This window comes from Ruminococcus sp. AF37-20 (assembly GCF_003460465.1).
Classification (GTDB): domain Bacteria; phylum Bacillota; class Clostridia; order Oscillospirales; family Ruminococcaceae; genus Hominimerdicola; species Hominimerdicola aceti.
Genome location: NZ_QTVE01000009.1, coordinates 112,055 through 128,441 on the forward strand (window position 1 = coordinate 112,055; position 16,387 = coordinate 128,441).

At 40.1% G+C, this 16,387-nt stretch carries 14 protein-coding genes and 1 other annotated feature (1 of these 15 only partly in view); of the genes, 5 read left to right on the forward strand and 9 right to left on the reverse strand.

Annotation, left to right across the window (positions count from 1 at the left end; all coding sequences use genetic code 11):
• Positions 1–94, reverse strand: a binding site (T-box leader) (it extends 159 nt beyond the left edge of the window).
• 206 nt (positions 95–300) lie between these two features.
• A complete protein-coding gene (locus DW015_RS07785) occupies positions 301–1,623 on the forward strand; it encodes an AI-2E family transporter (protein ID WP_117856419.1) in 1,323 nt (440 codons plus the stop codon).
• A 49-nt stretch (positions 1,624–1,672) separates the two neighbouring features.
• Here DW015_RS07785 and DW015_RS07790 read toward each other — a convergent pair whose 3' ends face one another.
• The 3 genes from DW015_RS07790 to DW015_RS07800 all read right to left on the reverse strand — a co-directional run bounded on the left by DW015_RS07790 (position 1,673) and on the right by DW015_RS07800 (position 5,183).
• Complete coding sequence (locus DW015_RS07790) at positions 1,673–3,076, reverse strand: serine hydrolase (RefSeq protein WP_117905232.1); 1,404 nt, start codon at positions 3,074–3,076, stop codon at positions 1,673–1,675.
• Between the two features lie 39 nt (positions 3,077–3,115).
• Entirely contained in the window at positions 3,116–3,751 is a 636-nt protein-coding gene (locus DW015_RS07795; RefSeq protein WP_242993244.1) for a hypothetical protein, read from the reverse strand.
• Positions 3,752–3,962: 211 nt separating this feature from the next.
• The gene (locus DW015_RS07800; RefSeq protein ID WP_117905234.1) at positions 3,963–5,183 is read right to left on the reverse strand and encodes a peptidylprolyl isomerase; all 1,221 of its coding nucleotides are present in this window, start codon (positions 5,181–5,183) and stop codon (positions 3,963–3,965) included.
• A gap of 197 nt (positions 5,184–5,380) precedes the next feature.
• Between DW015_RS07800 and DW015_RS07805 the strand changes: the two genes are divergently transcribed.
• The gene (locus tag DW015_RS07805; protein ID WP_181979877.1) at positions 5,381–6,133 is read left to right on the forward strand and encodes a glycerophosphodiester phosphodiesterase family protein; all 753 of its coding nucleotides are present in this window, start codon (positions 5,381–5,383) and stop codon (positions 6,131–6,133) included.
• A 1-nt stretch (position 6,134) separates the two neighbouring features.
• Positions 6,135–6,758: a pentapeptide repeat-containing protein gene (locus DW015_RS07810; protein WP_242993245.1), complete on the forward strand. Its 624-nt coding sequence runs from the start codon at positions 6,135–6,137 to the stop codon at positions 6,756–6,758.
• A gap of 40 nt (positions 6,759–6,798) precedes the next feature.
• Here the strand turns inward: DW015_RS07810 and udp are convergent, their stop codons facing one another.
• The 5 genes from udp to adhE all read right to left on the reverse strand — a co-directional run bounded on the left by udp (position 6,799) and on the right by adhE (position 13,456).
• A complete protein-coding gene (gene udp, locus DW015_RS07815) occupies positions 6,799–7,587 on the reverse strand; it encodes a uridine phosphorylase (RefSeq protein WP_117905237.1) in 789 nt (262 codons plus the stop codon).
• Positions 7,588–7,607: 20 nt separating this feature from the next.
• Complete coding sequence (locus DW015_RS07820) at positions 7,608–8,162, reverse strand: DUF3592 domain-containing protein (protein WP_181979878.1); 555 nt, start codon at positions 8,160–8,162, stop codon at positions 7,608–7,610.
• A gap of 62 nt (positions 8,163–8,224) precedes the next feature.
• Complete coding sequence (gene nadC / locus DW015_RS07825; RefSeq protein WP_117905239.1) at positions 8,225–9,064, reverse strand: carboxylating nicotinate-nucleotide diphosphorylase; 840 nt, start codon at positions 9,062–9,064, stop codon at positions 8,225–8,227.
• The gene (locus tag DW015_RS07830) at positions 9,061–10,557 is read right to left on the reverse strand and encodes an FAD-binding protein (protein WP_117905240.1); all 1,497 of its coding nucleotides are present in this window, start codon (positions 10,555–10,557) and stop codon (positions 9,061–9,063) included. Before DW015_RS07830 ends, nadC begins: the two co-directional genes overlap by 4 nt.
• A 280-nt stretch (positions 10,558–10,837) precedes the next feature.
• Entirely contained in the window at positions 10,838–13,456 is a 2,619-nt protein-coding gene (gene adhE, locus DW015_RS07835; RefSeq protein ID WP_117905241.1) for a bifunctional acetaldehyde-CoA/alcohol dehydrogenase, read from the reverse strand.
• Between the two features lie 489 nt (positions 13,457–13,945).
• Between adhE and DW015_RS07840 the strand changes: the two genes are divergently transcribed.
• Both DW015_RS07840 and DW015_RS07845 read left to right on the forward strand, forming a co-directional pair.
• Complete coding sequence (locus DW015_RS07840) at positions 13,946–14,704, forward strand: phosphotransferase (RefSeq protein WP_022288440.1); 759 nt, start codon at positions 13,946–13,948, stop codon at positions 14,702–14,704.
• Positions 14,705–14,915: 211 nt separating this feature from the next.
• Positions 14,916–15,506, forward strand: coding sequence for a hypothetical protein (locus DW015_RS07845; RefSeq protein ID WP_117905242.1), 591 nt, complete (start codon positions 14,916–14,918; stop codon positions 15,504–15,506).
• 49 nt (positions 15,507–15,555) lie between these two features.
• On the opposite strand, the gene DW015_RS07850 is transcribed toward DW015_RS07845, so the two are convergent.
• Positions 15,556–16,224, reverse strand: a complete 669-nt coding sequence (locus tag DW015_RS07850) for a redox-sensing transcriptional repressor Rex (protein WP_117905243.1) — start codon at positions 16,222–16,224, stop codon at positions 15,556–15,558.
• Positions 16,225–16,387: the final 163 nt, after the last annotated feature.

The window sequence follows — 16,387 nt, forward strand, 5'->3', positions numbered from 1 at the left end:
CCATTCATCTGAAGAAAATGTATCAGCTCACACCTACCGCTGACTCTCTGTGACCTTTTGCATCAAACTACTTACTTTTGCTCATAGGATTTATCGTATTAACTTTAGTTTTATTATATTCCTCTGTTTCTAAAATGTCAATATCAGAAAATGTAAATATTATTGCTATTATGTAAATATTCTTTTGCGATTTGGATTTATACCAAAATAAATAATTTTAAATTTTCAATATTCCTTGCATTTATAAATAATGTAGTGTATAATAAAGTAATAGTTAAGGTAATTGAGAAAGGAAAATATATGAAAGTACAAACTAATAAGAAATACACCACAATTGCATTTTATGCAGTTATCGTTATTGCTATAAATGTGCTTTTGGTAGTGGCTGTATTTAAATTTAATACGATCTTAAAGCTTATTTCCACACTTGTTTCTGCACTTACGCCTGTTATAGTTGGTCTTGTGATCGCATTTCTTATAAATCCTATAATGGTGAATTTTGAAAAGCTGTTCAGAAATAAAGTGGTAAAAAATCCGGCTAAGAAAAAGCTTACCAGAGCCTGCTCGGTAACTGTAGCGTCACTTGTTTTTCTTGGGATAGTTGTTGGACTTACTTATGTTGTTGTTCCAGAACTTATAAATTCCATAATTGATATTTTTAACAATGCATCTAACATCGTTGTTAAAGTGCAGGGTTGGATAAATAAGCTGTTTAAAAACTATCCTGATATCGAAACAATGGCTACGGAGAAACTCAAAGCTTTTTCAACTGATTTGGGAACCGTTATCGAGAAGGTACAGCCGATGTTTGAAAATATTCTTTCGGGTGCATGGGGCGTTATCAATGTTCTTAAAAACTTTGTATTTGGATTTATCGTTTCTATCTATATGCTTTGCAGCAAGGAAAAGCTTCTTGCTCAGGCTAAGAAGATAATCATTGCAAACACAAAAAAGTCTACATGTGAGAAGATCATGAGAGTTTGCACTGAAACAAATAAAGTTTTTGCAGGTTTTTTGAGCGGAAAGATCATTGACTCGGCAATAATCGGAGTTCTTTGCTTTATAGGTCTGACTATCATGAATATGCCTTACAACATCATGATAAGTGTTCTTGTGGGTGTAACTAATATTATCCCATTTTTTGGACCGATAATCGGTGCGATACCATCAACTGCACTTATGCTTTTTATTGATCCTAAAAAAGCCATTATACTTCTCATTTTCATAGTTATTCTACAGCAGTTTGACGGCAATATCCTTGGTCCTAAGATACTTGGTGATTCTACTGGGCTTCCGGGTTTTTGGGTGCTGGTATCACTGTTCTTCTTTGGAAATTTGTTTGGGTTCATAGGTATGGTCATTGCAGTTCCGACTTTTGCACTGCTTTATACTTTTACACGAGAGAGCGTTGTTCAGCGGTTAAGAAAGAAGAAGCTCCCTGTAGATACCGACTATTATATGGAGGATGTTGAGCATTTGTATAAGAAAAATGAAAAGCGTATTCCGCTTACGCCTGAACAGCTTGACGCCATGGTCATTCCAAGTGCTGATGAGGTAAATGAGGTCAACAGAGAGGATGATCCAGAAATAGTTGACGATCACAACGAAAATAAAGATCAGTAAACGCAAAAGAGCGGCCTGTTCACAATTCATAGTGAGCAGACCGCTTATTTTATTTCATGTATTTTTTCTGTATTTTTGCAATATGTATCACAGAGTATATTACTATAAGTGCAATAAGTATTGTTAATGTGACCTTGAAAACAGACGATTCAAAGTATGACTTAGCTATTTTAACCTTCGCTTTGACTTGGGAACGTTCTACTTTAGTTGTGGAAACGAGATCTATCGTTGCAAGCACCTCACCTTTGTAGACCAGTTCCATTTTACCAAGCACATCGCCAACTTCAACAGGTGCAACAACATTGTCATAAACGGTTATTTTCTTTTCCACATCATTTACTGATATATCTACAGGCCACAGCCTTGTAAAACCATTTGCAGGTTTAAGATTTGCATAATCTATGCCGTCACCATAGCTTACCTTTACATCACGGATTTCGCTGTCTTTGTCCACAAAATCCGTTGCTACAAGACTTGAAAATGCCCATTTGTAAAGACTGATGTGATCAAGGAGGTTGTAGTAAACATTATCTCCACCATATATGGAATCAGGATCTTCCTCGCCCTTTTTCACATCTTCTTCAAGCTTTTCCATTGGTGCACCCATTGTCACAATAAGATATGTTGTGCCTTCATATTCCGCATATGAAGCTAAACATCTTCCAGCGGAGTCAAGGGTGCCTGTCTTTATGCCTTTAGCATAGGAGTAGTAATAATCGGTCATTGAGTCAAGCATAAGGTTTGTATTATAAATATCTGTACCATCTGAGTGATAAGAGGTGGATGCCATATGATAGCTTGGCAGACAGACAATATCACGAAATACCTGATATTTGCTTATGGCATATTCACAAAGAGTTGCCATATCCTTGCAGGAAGAATAATTCTGTTGCGCCCACAGACCATGTGCATTTGAAAAGTGTGTATTTTCCATGCCGAGTTTTTCAGCTTTTTCATTCATAAGGTCTGTAAATTCTGTTATGGAATCGGACACATTCAAAGCAATTATATTCGCTGCTTCACATGAGGATGGGATAAGCAGTGCCGCCAGGAGATCATAACAGCTTACTTCTTCGCCCGGTTGTATATCAGCTGTTGAAGCACCAGTATCATATAGTTCATCAAATGCTTCCGAGCCTGCTGAATAGTATGTATCTTTTAGTTTTTGTTCATCACCTTTGAATTTGTCCAGAAGCACCACAGCAGTCATTATCTTTGTTAGGGAAGCAGGCACACGCTCGTCCTCACCGTTTATGTCAACGATAGCTTCACCGCTGTCAAGATTGACCATATAGACCGCTTCAGAGTAAAGCTCCAACGGTATCGCTTTTCCGTTATCGTCATAGCCTGATGTAGGTGTAAAATTGAATGCGTCTGCACACATCGCAGGCACAAGCAGCATTATTGCCAGCGCCATGGATAATATCCTGCTGATTTTTCGTTTTAGTTTCATTGACAGCTTCCTTCCATAATGTATGTAAAGAGCCGAAGCTCATTCAGTTTTCTCATAAAGTATATTAGCACCCTGTTTGCCCACACGTTTCACTCTTTCAAGATATGTGAGTATATTAAGCGTTACCTGTGCATATTCACGAGATATCTTTGCATTAAGGGCAAGGTCTTTAGAAGTGAACTGCTTTGGCAGTTCCTCCGGGAGGAACATATCAAAGTCGGCAGGGCAGTCAAGGTGTATTTCGTCAATAAGTCCCTTTGGTATCCTGTCATGGCGTGAAGATCCACGCTTTTTGTTCTTTGACCAGCCGTTAAGCAATCTTATCTCCTCGGTTTCAAGCATACAAAGGCACAAATGGAATCGGGGGTTATCAAGGGTGTATTTTATTTTGTACAGTTCGGGCATGACTTCATAGATAGTGTATTTTCTCGGCGATTTGTGCTTTTCTGACAACTCTCCAGTTTCAGTATCTATCCAACGGACATATTTGACCGCAGGGATAGGGTAGACCACTGTCACGTCACAGTAGTCAAGAAAGGCTTCAAGTTTTTTCAGCAGTTTGTTGAACTGTCTTGTTTGTATCTCGATAACACCGTTCTCGCCTACGATATCAGCCACATATCCGCCAATGCGTATCTCCTGATTTTCGCCATATGGCTCAAAATAGTTTTTCAAAACGGCGTGAAGCGTTTTCTCGCCTAGAGTTCCGATGCCGTTGCGTTCACGGCTTTTGCCTATGATTTTATCGCAAGCATCTTGAAATTTCAGCCTGTCCGTAAGATCACCTCAGTTTTTATTATATCAGATATTCACTCTCACGTCAATCACAAAAACGCATAAAAAGAGCCTGAGATCTGCTCAGGCTCTTTAATTATACCATGACTCATCAGGTTATGCTGTCCGCAGTTATCTTGTCCCACTGGTCGCAATACTTGACTTCCATTTTGCCCATTTTTTCGTTGTAAAGCTTTGAGATAGCAGGTGTATCATATGAATAGATCATATCGTCTATGTTCTGCTCTACATAATCCATATCAACCGGCAAACGTTTGATTATGAAATATCCATATGTGTCATTCTCTGTAAGTTCAGTGGAAATGCCGTTTTCTTTCAGTTTGAAAGCGTCCTTTACAAGCTCCTCAGGATATCCCGTTGTGTCCTTGTTGAAATAATATCCTGTTGAAGGATCTTCAAGACCGAGATCCCAGCCGTACTCTTCAATAAGCTTATCAAAGTCTTCTCCGTCCTGAGCCTTTTTCAGAACTTCTTCTGCAAGCTTCTTAGCCTTTTCCTTAGCTTTCTTTACACCGTCATCATCAAGCTTCGCATAAGCTGACTGCTTTGCGCTCGCTTTGTCTGAAAGTGACATACTGTCATAACTGTCAGCGGTACTGTCATCAAGATCTACCTGTGCATAGAAAGGGATCATAACGTGAATCTCACGGCAATACTCGCTTGTATCCTTGACTATTTTTCTAAAGTCTTCTTTTTTTGTTGCATATTTGCCGTCATTCTTAAAAAGAGTATCGTTTACTTTAGTATAGATAGTAGCTGTTTCAAGCATTTTTCTGTAAAGATCCTCTGTGAGGTAAGCCGACTTAATGTCATTAAGATAAGCTTCATCAGAATCATATTTCGCTTTTGCATTAGCTATCTGCTCATCAATTGTCTTGTTGTCATCGTCTGTAAGCTTAATTCCGTTTTCTTCTGCAAGCTCAGGTGCAACAAGTTCCTGCTTAAGTGCAGTGATAACGTCCTCCATAAGAAGCTCAAAACCACCGTCAGTTGACTTGATAGTGTCAAGGGTTGCTCCGTAAGTGGAGGTGTACTTGCTTATAGTATAATAATAGTAGTATCTGAAAGTATCAAAATCAATATCCTTGCCGTCAATGGTGCAAACGATAAAGTCCTTAGTATCAATGGACTTGCCGTCAATTGTCAGGGACGGCTCAGGTGTCTGTTTTTCAGTTGTGCTGTCAACAGCTGAAACAGAAGAATCCACTGTGGAAGATACAGTTGATGAGCTGTCGTTATTTTTGCTGCATGAAGTAAAGCTGCAAATAGCTATTGTGAGAGCTGCTGTAACAGCGGCTAATTTCTTTATCATAATAATTGTCCTTTCCTTTGAGAGAAAATCCTCTGCATAACATAAATTTAATTATATCTTATTATTGTGATGATACTGTGTGATAATTCTTAAACTTTCTGTGAATGAAATATATATTATCCAGCGTGATACAGTTGACAATCTAAGCCTGGGAGAGTATAATATAAATGACTTTAATACGAAAAGAGGTATCCCATATGGATTTTGGTAAATATATTGCTCACAGAGGTCTTCACTCAGAACTTGTTCCTGAAAATTCTCTTACCGCATTCAGGCTTGCGGTTGAAAAATGTCTTTCTATCGAGCTTGATGTACGTCTAACAAAGGATTGCCGCATTGTGGTTTTCCATGACAATGACCTTATGAGAATGTTTGGCATTGAGGGCAAGGTGTTTGATTACACCTATGAACAGCTTTCTGCCTTTAAACTTAAAAACAGTGATGAAAAGATACCGCTGCTGTCAGAGGTGCTGAAAACTGTTGACGGCAAAGTGCCACTTCTTATTGAGCTTAAAGGCGGTGCGCCATTTGGTGAGCTTGAAAGCCGAGTTGACCATATGATGAAGAAATATAAAGGCGAATTTGCAGTGCAGAGCTTTAACCCATTCTCAGTGATGTGGTTTAGGTTTCATTCACCAAAAGTCACAAGGGGTCAGCTTATCTCAAAATACAGAAAGAATATAGACCTTGAATATATCGAAAGGTTCATTTGTGCTCAGCCGTTTATCTGGAGAATTATTTCAAAGCCTCAGTTTATTGCTGCCGACCTCAGATCTATAAGCCTTGAAACTGCATTTCAGGCCGTTGATATAGATGCAGACCTGCTCACATGGACAGGCAGAGGCAGAGAGCTTATTGAAACTGCTTCACAGTTTTCAAAGACAGTTATAGCAGAGCAGTTTCCTGAAGATTTTGACTTTTCTGACAATTGGGAGGATAGCTGTGAATAAGATGCAAGACCTTCCATTGTGCGACCTTAACGAAGTAAAACGTACTGCAAAACGCACTGACAGCGATATTTCAGGCTGTAAATTTAGCGGAGAATATCTTGAAAGCGAAGATCTCTCCTGCCTGTCATTTATAAACTGTATGTTTGAAAACTGCACCTTTACCGATTGCGATTTTGAGCGTTCCTCATTCGTTGATGTGACGTTCATATCTTGTGATCTGTCAAATTCATCACTGGACTCAGCCTACCTCAGCAGATGTGAGTTCCGCTCCTGCAAGCTCGTTGGCGCAGAGTTCAAGGATTGCTCCATTCAAGGTGTAGCCTTTGAATCCTCAAACTGCGGATATGCCATATTTGATAAATGCAAGCTGTCTGAAACCCAGGTGAAAAACAGTGATATGTCCTCGGCTGAGCTTGTTTCCTGCAATCTCAAAGCATTCAAGACCAGCGGCAGCAAATACCTCGGCACATCATTTTTCAGAACGGCTCTCGGCGGCGTTGATTTTTCTACCTGTCTTGTAAGTGGACTGCGCGTTTCTGATACATTCAGAGAACTCCGAAACGCTGTTTTTTCAGCAGATCAGGCTGTGGAGCTTTCAATGCTTCTTGGAATAAGAATAAAATAATTTTAGCCGCTATGACAATAAACGTCACAGCGGCTTTTTATCACTTTTTATCCTGTTCTATCAGTATTTTCACAGCGTTCACCGCACAGTGGATACCTCTTGTGGTGTCGTCGCTCACATTGTCTTCAAGGTCTGCCTTTGAACGCTCCACGTTCCATATAGCTGTTATAACAGCTCCACAGCGGACGTGTCTTGCAATACCTACTGAGAAAACTGCGGCACATTCCATTTCGGAAGTCATACAGCCGCACCTTAAATATGCGTCCCAGCGGTAATTTATATCACCGCTCACGGGCATTGAATCAGGCTCTACTTCTCCATAAAAGCTGTCCTTGCTGTGAACAACGCCCACATGATAACGCTTGCCAAGCTTATCTTCTGACAGTTCAGCCGCAGCTTTTGCAAGGGCAGTTGTTACAGTGAAATCGGCTACAGCAGGGTAGCCCTCGGGGAGATATTCTTTTGACGTACCTTCGCCACGAACAGCCGCCGAAGCTATAACAAGGTCGCCGCCGCTAACAGAAAGATCCATTCCTCCGCTTGTACCGATACGAATAAATGTGTCTGCACCGCACTTTACCAGTTCCTCCACTGCAATTGCCGCAGATGGTCCACCGATACCGGTCGAGCATACAGTTACCTTTTCACCGTTAAGATAGCCTGTATAAACATTGTATTCTCTGTTTTGAGCCACCTGCTTTGCGTCATCAAGAAGTGCCGCTATTTTCGGCACTCTTCCAGGGTCGCCCGGCATAATAACATACCTGCCCACTTCATCAGGGATAGTTCTTATGTGAAATTGTCTTTCACCGTCCATAATGCTTGCCATAAAAATTCCTCCTCTCAGAATTATTCGTCGTATGGATAATTATTTTCTTCGTATAATTCATTTTCTGCAAAACTCTGTTCATCTTTCTGCTTTTTCTTTATATGTATAAGCACTATGATAAGCACTATTGCTATAATCGCAAACAGCCCGCCTAATCCACAGAAAACAACTGTTAATATGGTATTGGTTGTATCATTTGGTGCATAAAACGTTTCAGGGTCGTCAGGGTCACAGAATATCTGGATCGTTTGTCCTCTTCTGTATCTGATGTTGCTGGAATATGTATTGCTGTGAGTGGTGTAGAGCTGTCCGTCAACGTTATATGAATACACTGGTGTGTAAACTGTGCTATATGATACGTGTCCGTCATCGTTCTCATGTCGTTCATCTTTGCTGAGAATGTCTGATATTATAGCATTGACTTCAAGAGTACATCTGTTTTTGAGTTGAGTTTGGTGTATTGCAAAACCTATTCCAACTGCAAGAAATGTCACGCCAACCAACATGAAAACTAACGCTATTATTTTCATTGCTGATTTGCTGTAATGCACATAAGATCTTTTGTAATAACGCATATTTTTCCCCCATTTAAGCATAAAAGCCAACACCTTAATATGGTGTCGGCTTTTGTTTTATCTTACTTTTCCATTTTCATTGAAATGTCAAACGCCTTGACTGAGTGTGTGATAGCACCGATAGAAATGATATCAACGCCCGTTTCAGCTATTGCACGGATTGTTTCAGAGGTCACGTTTCCTGAAGCTTCTAAAAGTGCTTTGCCGTTTGTCATTTCAACAGCCTTTGCCATATCTTCATTTGTCATATTGTCAAGCATGATTATCTCAACGCCAAGTGTAAGAGCTTCTTTGAGTTCTTCAAGGTTTCCTACTTCAACTTCTATCTTGACAGTATGCCCCATTTTTTCTCTAAGAGCGTTTACTGCGCCTGTCATGCTGCCATATGCGTCAAGGTGAGTGTCTTTTAGCATTGCGCAATCTGAAAGATTGTATCTGTGGTTTTTTCCACCGCCTACTGTAACTGCATATTTCTGCAAAACTCTAAGACCCGGGAGCGTTTTTCTTGTATCCGCAACAGACGCCTTTGTACCCTTTACAAGCTCCACGCATCTGTTTGTTGCAGTTGCAACGCCTGACATATGCTGAACGATATTCAGTGCCGTTCTTTCGCCTTTGAGCAAGGCTCTTGTTGAGCCTGTTATTTTTGCGATAATGTCGCCTTTCTTGACCTTTTCACCGTCATGGATAAATATTTCACATTTAACATTGCTGTCAAGAAGCTGAAAAACTCTCATTGCAACATCAATTCCACAAAGAACGCCTTCGTCCTTTGAAACATACTTTGCTGTTGAAACTGAATTTTCGTCAACAAGATAATCCGTTGTAACGTCTATATAGTTGATATCCTCCAGCAGAGCTGTTTTAATGATATCGTCGATCTGAAACTGCATTAATTTCATTTGTTTTCCTCCATTTTTTCTTTGGATTTGAGCTTTTCGATAGCGTTCTTTAATACGATATAAGCGACAGTTGTAAGAGATCTTGCTTCAACATAATCTCTGTCTATTTTGAAATTACCGTCACAAAGGAAATTTTTTAGCTTTGTTACTTCTTCAAGATCAAGCGGCAAAGCCTCCTTATCAGGGATAACGAAATATGCACGCTGCATTATATCTCTTATCTCTGTTCTTATGCCATGAGGAATGTGCGGGGCTTCATTGTCTATCTTGAAATCGTATGTTTCAAGGTCACCACTGTCAGATTTTATCTTCTCATTGATGTCAGCCGCAGCACGTCTTGAAAATACCAAAGCTTCAAGAAGGGAATTGCTTGCAAGTCTGTTATTGCCGTGAACACCTGTATGTGAACATTCGCCGCAGGCATAAAGCCTGTCAATGTTAGTTCTTGCATATGTATCAACATTTATGCCGCCCATAAGGTAATGATGACAAGGGAAAATAGGTATCATATCCTTGGTCATGTCATAACCTGCTTCGAGAAGCTTTTCATTTATCATAGGAAATCTGTTTCTGACAAACTCAGGGTCTTTGTGAGTGATATCAAGATAGAATTTGTCAGAGCCTGTTTTCTTGGCTTCAGCCATGATTGCATGAGAAACAACATCTCTTGGCGCAAGCTCCAGACGATCGTCATAGTTTTGCATAAATCTTTCGCCGTTGCAGTTTTTAAGATAAGCGCCCTCGCCTCTGACAGATTCAGAGATAAGGAAAGTTTCACGAGTGTGCTTGTTGTTAAAGCCTGTTGGGTGGAACTGGATATAGCTGAGATTTTTTATCTCTGCTCCAAGCTCATGAGCAATAGTTATGCCGTCGCCTGTTGCGATAGCGGAGTTTGTAGTGTATTCGTAAACTCTGCCAATTCCACCAGTTGCAAAAATGGCGTATCTGCAATTATATGTCGTATATTCGTTGTCATTAGTCAGCACAAGAATGGAAAAACCTGTTTCGGTTTTCTTTGCATTGCACATAACGGCATTTTCGAGTATCTCAACATTATCTAGCTGTTGAACATTTCTTAGTAGAGTTGTTTCGATCTCCAGACCTGTGGTATCGGCATGATGAAAGATCCTGTTCATACCGTGTCCACCTTCGAGAGTGCGGTGATAAGATCCATCAGGACACTTATCAAAGTCAGCGCCAAGCTCTATGAGTTTTCCGATGTCAATATAGGCTTCGTCGACGAGTACCTGAGTGGACTCAGGATCATTTTCAAAGCCGCCTGCTACAAATGTATCATGTTTGTGATATTCAGGCGAGTCCTTTGGATTGTCATAAACGCCTGCAATTCCACCCTGTGCAAGGGAAGAGTTACACAAGGTCAGCTCTCTTTTGGAAAGCACAAGTACATTTAAATCACGGGAAAGGTTAAGTGCTGCATATAGACCTGCCGCACCGCAGCCAGCGATAATAACGTCATAATTTTTGTTGTTCATATTTATAACCTCTTTGTATGGCGGAGTGTCGCCAAGTGTTATGTAAAATCACATCAGATATTGCTCTGAAATAATTTATACTTATTCCATTATACCATATATTTTTTCCTTTTTCAACTGTTATTTGCATATATAATACACATATCTTACATTATTTTAAGTGCAACCTAACAAAAAAATGACTGCCTGCTCCCAAAAGGGAACAAGCAGTCGGAGGTTTATTATAGATCAACTAATAATCAAATATTAGTCACTCTGCAAATTGCTTTTTCAGCAAATATTATTTGCCGTAGTAAGCCTTGAGGTACATTTCCTTCAGCTCGCTCATCAGTGGGTATCTTGGGTTAGCACCTGTGCACTGGTCATCAAATGCGTCCTCAACCATGTTGTCGAGAGTGTCAAGGAAGTACTTCTCGTCTACACCGTAGTCAGCGATAGTCTTCTTGATACCAACTCTTTCCTTAAGAGCTTCAATAGCGTCGATGAACTTGTTGAGTGTATCCTCATCGTTCTTACCAACGATACCAAGTGAATGTGCACACTCGCAGTATCTCTCAAGAGTATGTGGATACTGATACTGTGAGAAAGTACCCATCTTTCTAGGTGTTGGGTCAGCGTTGTATCTCATTACCATTGTGATAAGGAGAGCGTTAGCAACGCCGTGTGGCAGGTGATGATAAGCACCGAGCTTATGAGCCATTGAGTGGCAAACACCGAGGAATGCGTTAGCGAATGCCATACCAGCCATTGTAGATGCTGTAGCCATTTCCTCACGAGCCTTAACGTCTGTCTGACCGTTGTCATATGCACCTGGCAGATACTTGAAGATAAGCTTCATAGCTCTCAGTGCAAGACCGTCAGTGTAATCTGTAGCCATTACAGATGCATAAGCCTCAAGAGCGTGTGTCAGAGCGTCGATACCTGATGCAGAAGTCAGACCTCTTGGAGCAGACATCATCATATCTGTATCAACGATAGCCATGTTAGGCATGAGCTGATAGTCAGCCAGAGGATACTTAGTACCTGTCTTTTCATCAGTGATAACTGCGAAAGGTGTTACCTCAGAACCTGTACCAGAAGATGTTGGGATAGCAATGAAGTATGCCTTCTCACCCATCTTAGGGAATGTGTAAACTCTCTTACGGATATCGATATATCTCATAGCCATATCGAAGAAGTCAGCGTCTGGATGCTCGTAAAGAACCCACATGATCTTACCAGCGTCCATTGCAGAACCGCCGCCGATAGCGATAATTGTGTCAGGCTCGAAAGCTCTCAACTGAGCAACACCCTCAAGTGCGCAAGCAAGTGTTGGGTCTGGAGCAACATCGAAGAATGTTTCATGGAGAATACCCATTTCATCGAGTTTATCTGTGATAGCCTTTGTATAACCATTCTTGTAAAGGAACTGGTCTGTTACGATGAATGCCTTTTTCTTGCCCATAACAGTCTTCAACTCGTCAAGAGCAACAGGGAGACAACCCTTCTTGAAGTATACCTTTTCAGGTGCTCTGAACCAAAGCATATTCTCTCTCCTCTCAGCAACTGTCTTAATGTTCAGAAGGTGCTTAACGCCAACGTTCTCAGAAACTGAGTTGCCGCCCCATGAGCCGCAGCCGAGTGTGAGGGAAGGAGCAAAGTCAAAGTTATAGAGGTCACCGATACCGCCAAGTGAAGAAGGTGTATTAACGATAAGACGGCAAGTCTTCATTCTTGCAGCGAACTTATTGAGCTTTTCTCTCTCGTTTACGTTGTCGATCCAGAGAACTGAAGTATGACCAAGACCGCCATTGTTTACGAGAAGAGTCTCTGCAATGTCAAGAGCGTCATCAAAGTTCTTTGACTTGTACATACCAAGGATAGTTGTGAGCTTTTCGTGACCGAAAGCCTCTTCTGGAGCTGTGCTTGTAGCCTCGCCGATGAGTACCTTTGTATCCTCCGGAACTTCAAAGCCAGCCATTTTAGCGATAGTTACAGGACGCTGACCAACGATCTTAGCATTAAGAGCACCGTTGATGAGCATTGTCTTTCTTATCTTGTCAGCCTCTTCATCATTAAGGAAGTAGCAACCTCTCTTGATGAATTCCTTCTTAACATCGTTGTAAACAGTCTTATCAGCAATAACTGTCTGCTCTGTAGCACAGATCATACCGTTATCAAATGTCTTAGAATGAATGATAGAGTTTACAGCGTTTACGATATCAGCAGAAGAATCGATGATAGCTGATGCGTTACCGGCTCCAACACCGAGAGCTGGTGTACCAGATGAGTAAGCAGCCTTTACCATTCCAGGACCGCCTGTAGCGAGAATAGTGTCAGACTCTCTCATGATCATGTTTGTGAGTTCAAGAGAAGGAACATCGATCCAACCGATGATACCCTTTGGAGCACCTGCTGCAACAGCTGCATCATAAACGATCTTAGCAGCAGCGATAGTTGACTTCTTTGCTCTTGGGTGTGGTGAGATTATGATACCATTTCTTGTCTTAAGACAGATAAGTGTCTTGAATATAGCAGTAGAAGTTGGGTTTGTTGTTGGGATAACAGCAGCGATAAGACCGATAGGCTCGTAAATTCTCATTGTGCCGTAAGCCTTGTTCTCCTCAAAAACACCACAAGTCTGAACATTCTTGTATTTGTTGTAGATGTGCTCAGCAGCATAGTTGTTCTTGATAACCTTGTCTTCAACGATACCCATGCCTGTTTCCTCAACAGCCATCTTTGCAAGTGGGATTCTTGCCTTGTTAGCAGCGATAGCGGCAGCCTTGAAGATCTTGTCTACCTGCTCCTGTGTGTAAGTAGCGAAGATTGCCTGCGCAGCTCTTACTTCAGCGATCTTAGCAGTCAGAGCTTCCTCTGTATCGACGATGCCGACTGTTTTAGCTTCACTCTTTGCCATAAAATAAACCTCCAATAAATTAATTATTGTTTTTTACTCTTGATAACCCCCGCTCGGGTTTTATCTTACTTATATTATATACGATTGTTATTTTTTTGTCAATCTTATAAAGTTACAGCTTTTTTGATATTTTACGTCGCTTTATTATGCAATATACATAAATATTGAACATTGTTTTATGATAGATTAACAATTCATGACCGTCAAATTGCACAATAAAAATCAGATTGATAAAAATTTATCATATATGCTGCCTGAAAAAAGATTAATAAATATAAGATAAAAACTAAACAAAAATAAAACAGTTGTGAAAATAACGAAAAAGTGCTTGACATTTAGAAAATCTGTAGTATAATATAGACATAACAGAGATACATAGAAAGCACAGAGATGTAAAGGTAATTTTACACAATAAAGCTGTTGAAAAATCGATGTATACTCTGAAGCTCGACTTAATACCATATTTTAAAATAAAAGGAGATATGACTTATGAAACTTGATAACTTTGTAGCATCCAGCGACATCTATGATGTTTATGAATCTGATGGAATGGCAGTCAGGATCTATAAGAAGCCTGAATACAAGGAAAAGTGTCTGTATGCGGCTCTTACACACGCAAGAGTTGAAACAACACTTGGCAATTCCTTTATAAAGATGCCTGTTCTTCACGAGGTTTCCGTTATCGACGGCAAATGGGCTATTACAATGGACTTTATAAAAGGTAAGACTCTTCAGCAGCTTATGGACGAAAATCCAGACAAGAAAGACACATATCTTAACCAGTTTATCGACATTCAGTGCGAGATACACGCTCAGTATATGCCACTTCTTTCAAAGCTTAAAGATAAGATGGCAAGACAGATCAAGACTCTTGGTCAGATCGACGAGATAAAGAAGTATGAGCTTCTCACAAGACTTGATTCAATGCCAAAGCACATCAAGCTTTGCCATGGTAACTTTGAGCCAAAGAACGTTATCATCAATGACGAAGGTACTTATGTTATCAATTGGGGTTCTGCTAGACAAGGCAATGCTTCTGCTGACGTTGCAAGAACATACCTGCTGTTCTGCCTTAACAATCCTGATCTTGCTGAGGCTTATCTTGATAAGTATTGCGTAAAGAGCGGAACATCTAAGCAGTATGTACAGGCTTGGTTGCCGATCGTTGCAGCAGCACAGCTCATTAAGGGCAAACCGGAGGAGAAGGATCTGCTCATGAAGTGGATCGACGTTGTAGATTACGATTAGTCTTTTCGTCAGGTTGTAACAAATTTGTAACCTCTTATTGTGCAAATAGCTAAAAAATGATTTATCCCGATTATGAGTTTCGTCATAATCGGGATATTTTGTTACAATTCTTTATAATCTCTTTACAGAGTAATTTTCATGTGATATAATGTGAAACTGTTGAAATATGACATAATGATTTAGGACTACAGAGGTTATTCGGAGGATCAATATGAAAAAGCTAATGATAGCTGTTGCTATAGTTTGCACTATGTTTACTTTCCCGGCTTGTGGAAAAAATGCCGATAATAAAACAGAAAATAATGTTAATCTTACAAATAATGACGTAACGACAGCTCAGACAGAGGTTTCTGATGAAGTGCCAGACGAAACTACTTCACTCCCTGACAGAAGCACTCTTGAAAAGATACCAGACGAGGCGGTTGATTCGTTTAATCAGGTCGTAGATGTCTGCAAGGAGATATATCCTTTGGCTGAAAAAACAAAAAGGCTTTATGGCTATACGGGCACTAAGACTGTGAACAAAAAGAATTGTTACATTTTTGTTATATATGATAAAAATGACGATGTGTTGACAAAGGTGGCAACTGTCGCTGCCGAGGTCGCATCAGATAAGCTTTACGTTCTTGATGATGAAACAGGAAGTGCTGAAAAAATCAATACCGAGGATGTTAAAACTCAATCTACAGAGTCGTGGGCAGACCAAGTAACTGAGTCTTTTGCTGAATACTATCAGAGCAAAGAGGTTAATGACCATCTTGCTGCAGTTGTTGAAACAGCCGCGGTTAAAACAGTTCGCTAATACTTTATATAAAAAATTCACACCAGAGAATTTTCTGGTGTGAATTTTTTTATTCGATCTCTTCGTTGTTGTCAGTATCAGTGCTTGTGATGATATTTGTTGCATATGTAAGTGTAAGCAGGCTGTCACCTAAATGGACATTTTCCACAACTATGTTTTCATAGTCGATGCTAAGATCATAATGTGAAAAATTCCAGAACGCTTTTAGACCAAGATTTACAAGCTGGTCTGCAATAGCCTGAGTGTTTGCCTTCGGTATACAAAGCACAGCTACAACAGGGGAGTTTGCTTCGCAAAAGCTTTCTATATCATTAGTGTGACGAATCGGTATGTTTCCTACCACTTCACCAGTGAGCTTAGGGTTTATATCAAATATGCCAATGAGATTGCAACCCCTTGTTTCAAAGTTAATATGTGTGGCGATAGCTTTACCAAGGTTTCCTGCACCGATAAGTATGGTCTTGAAATGCTTGTCTACTCCCAGTATCTTGCCTATTTCCATTCTAAGCTCGTCAACGTGATAGCCATATCCCTGCTGACCGAATCCGCCAAAGCAGTTAAGGTCTTGTCTTATTTGTGAAGCCGTGAGCTTCATTCTATCAGAAAGCTCCCTTGAAGATATTCTTTCAAGTCCTTCTTTTTGAAGCTCACCTAAAAATCTATAATAACGTGGCAGTCGTTTTATTACTGATGCGGATATCGAACCGTCTTTAGACATATATTTACACTTTCCTTTACTAAAAAACATGATTGATAAATAAATAACAATATCACATAATATAATAGCACTAATCTTTTCTTTTGTCAAGGACTTGTAAACTCTGGCTATTTCAACTTTTGTAGTGCTACAATAGATATTGGACAAAATTAAGAAAAAAGAA

Excerpts from the sequence above, each read along its gene's own strand:
- DW015_RS07830 (WP_117905240.1), bottom strand. The coding sequence starts at position 10,557 with ATGAACAACAAAAATTATGACGTTATTATCGCTGGCTGCGGTGCGGCA.
- DW015_RS07850 (WP_117905243.1), bottom strand. The coding sequence starts at position 16,224 with ATGTCTAAAGACGGTTCGATATCCGCATCAGTAATAAAACGACTGCCA.
- DW015_RS07840 (WP_022288440.1), top strand. The coding sequence starts at position 13,946 with ATGAAACTTGATAACTTTGTAGCATCCAGCGACATCTATGATGTTTAT.
- DW015_RS07785 (WP_117856419.1), top strand. The coding sequence starts at position 301 with ATGAAAGTACAAACTAATAAGAAATACACCACAATTGCATTTTATGCA.
- DW015_RS07790 (WP_117905232.1), bottom strand. The coding sequence starts at position 3,076 with ATGAAACTAAAACGAAAAATCAGCAGGATATTATCCATGGCGCTGGCA.
- DW015_RS07805 (WP_181979877.1), top strand. The coding sequence starts at position 5,381 with ATGGATTTTGGTAAATATATTGCTCACAGAGGTCTTCACTCAGAACTT.
- DW015_RS07820 (WP_181979878.1), bottom strand. The coding sequence starts at position 8,162 with ATGCGTTATTACAAAAGATCTTATGTGCATTACAGCAAATCAGCAATG.
- DW015_RS07800 (WP_117905234.1), bottom strand. The coding sequence starts at position 5,183 with ATGATAAAGAAATTAGCCGCTGTTACAGCAGCTCTCACAATAGCTATT.
- DW015_RS07810 (WP_242993245.1), top strand. The coding sequence starts at position 6,135 with ATGCAAGACCTTCCATTGTGCGACCTTAACGAAGTAAAACGTACTGCA.
- udp (WP_117905237.1), bottom strand. The coding sequence starts at position 7,587 with ATGGCAAGCATTATGGACGGTGAAAGACAATTTCACATAAGAACTATC.
- adhE (WP_117905241.1), bottom strand. The coding sequence starts at position 13,456 with ATGGCAAAGAGTGAAGCTAAAACAGTCGGCATCGTCGATACAGAGGAA.
- DW015_RS07845 (WP_117905242.1), top strand. The coding sequence starts at position 14,916 with ATGAAAAAGCTAATGATAGCTGTTGCTATAGTTTGCACTATGTTTACT.
- nadC (WP_117905239.1), bottom strand. The coding sequence starts at position 9,064 with ATGAAATTAATGCAGTTTCAGATCGACGATATCATTAAAACAGCTCTG.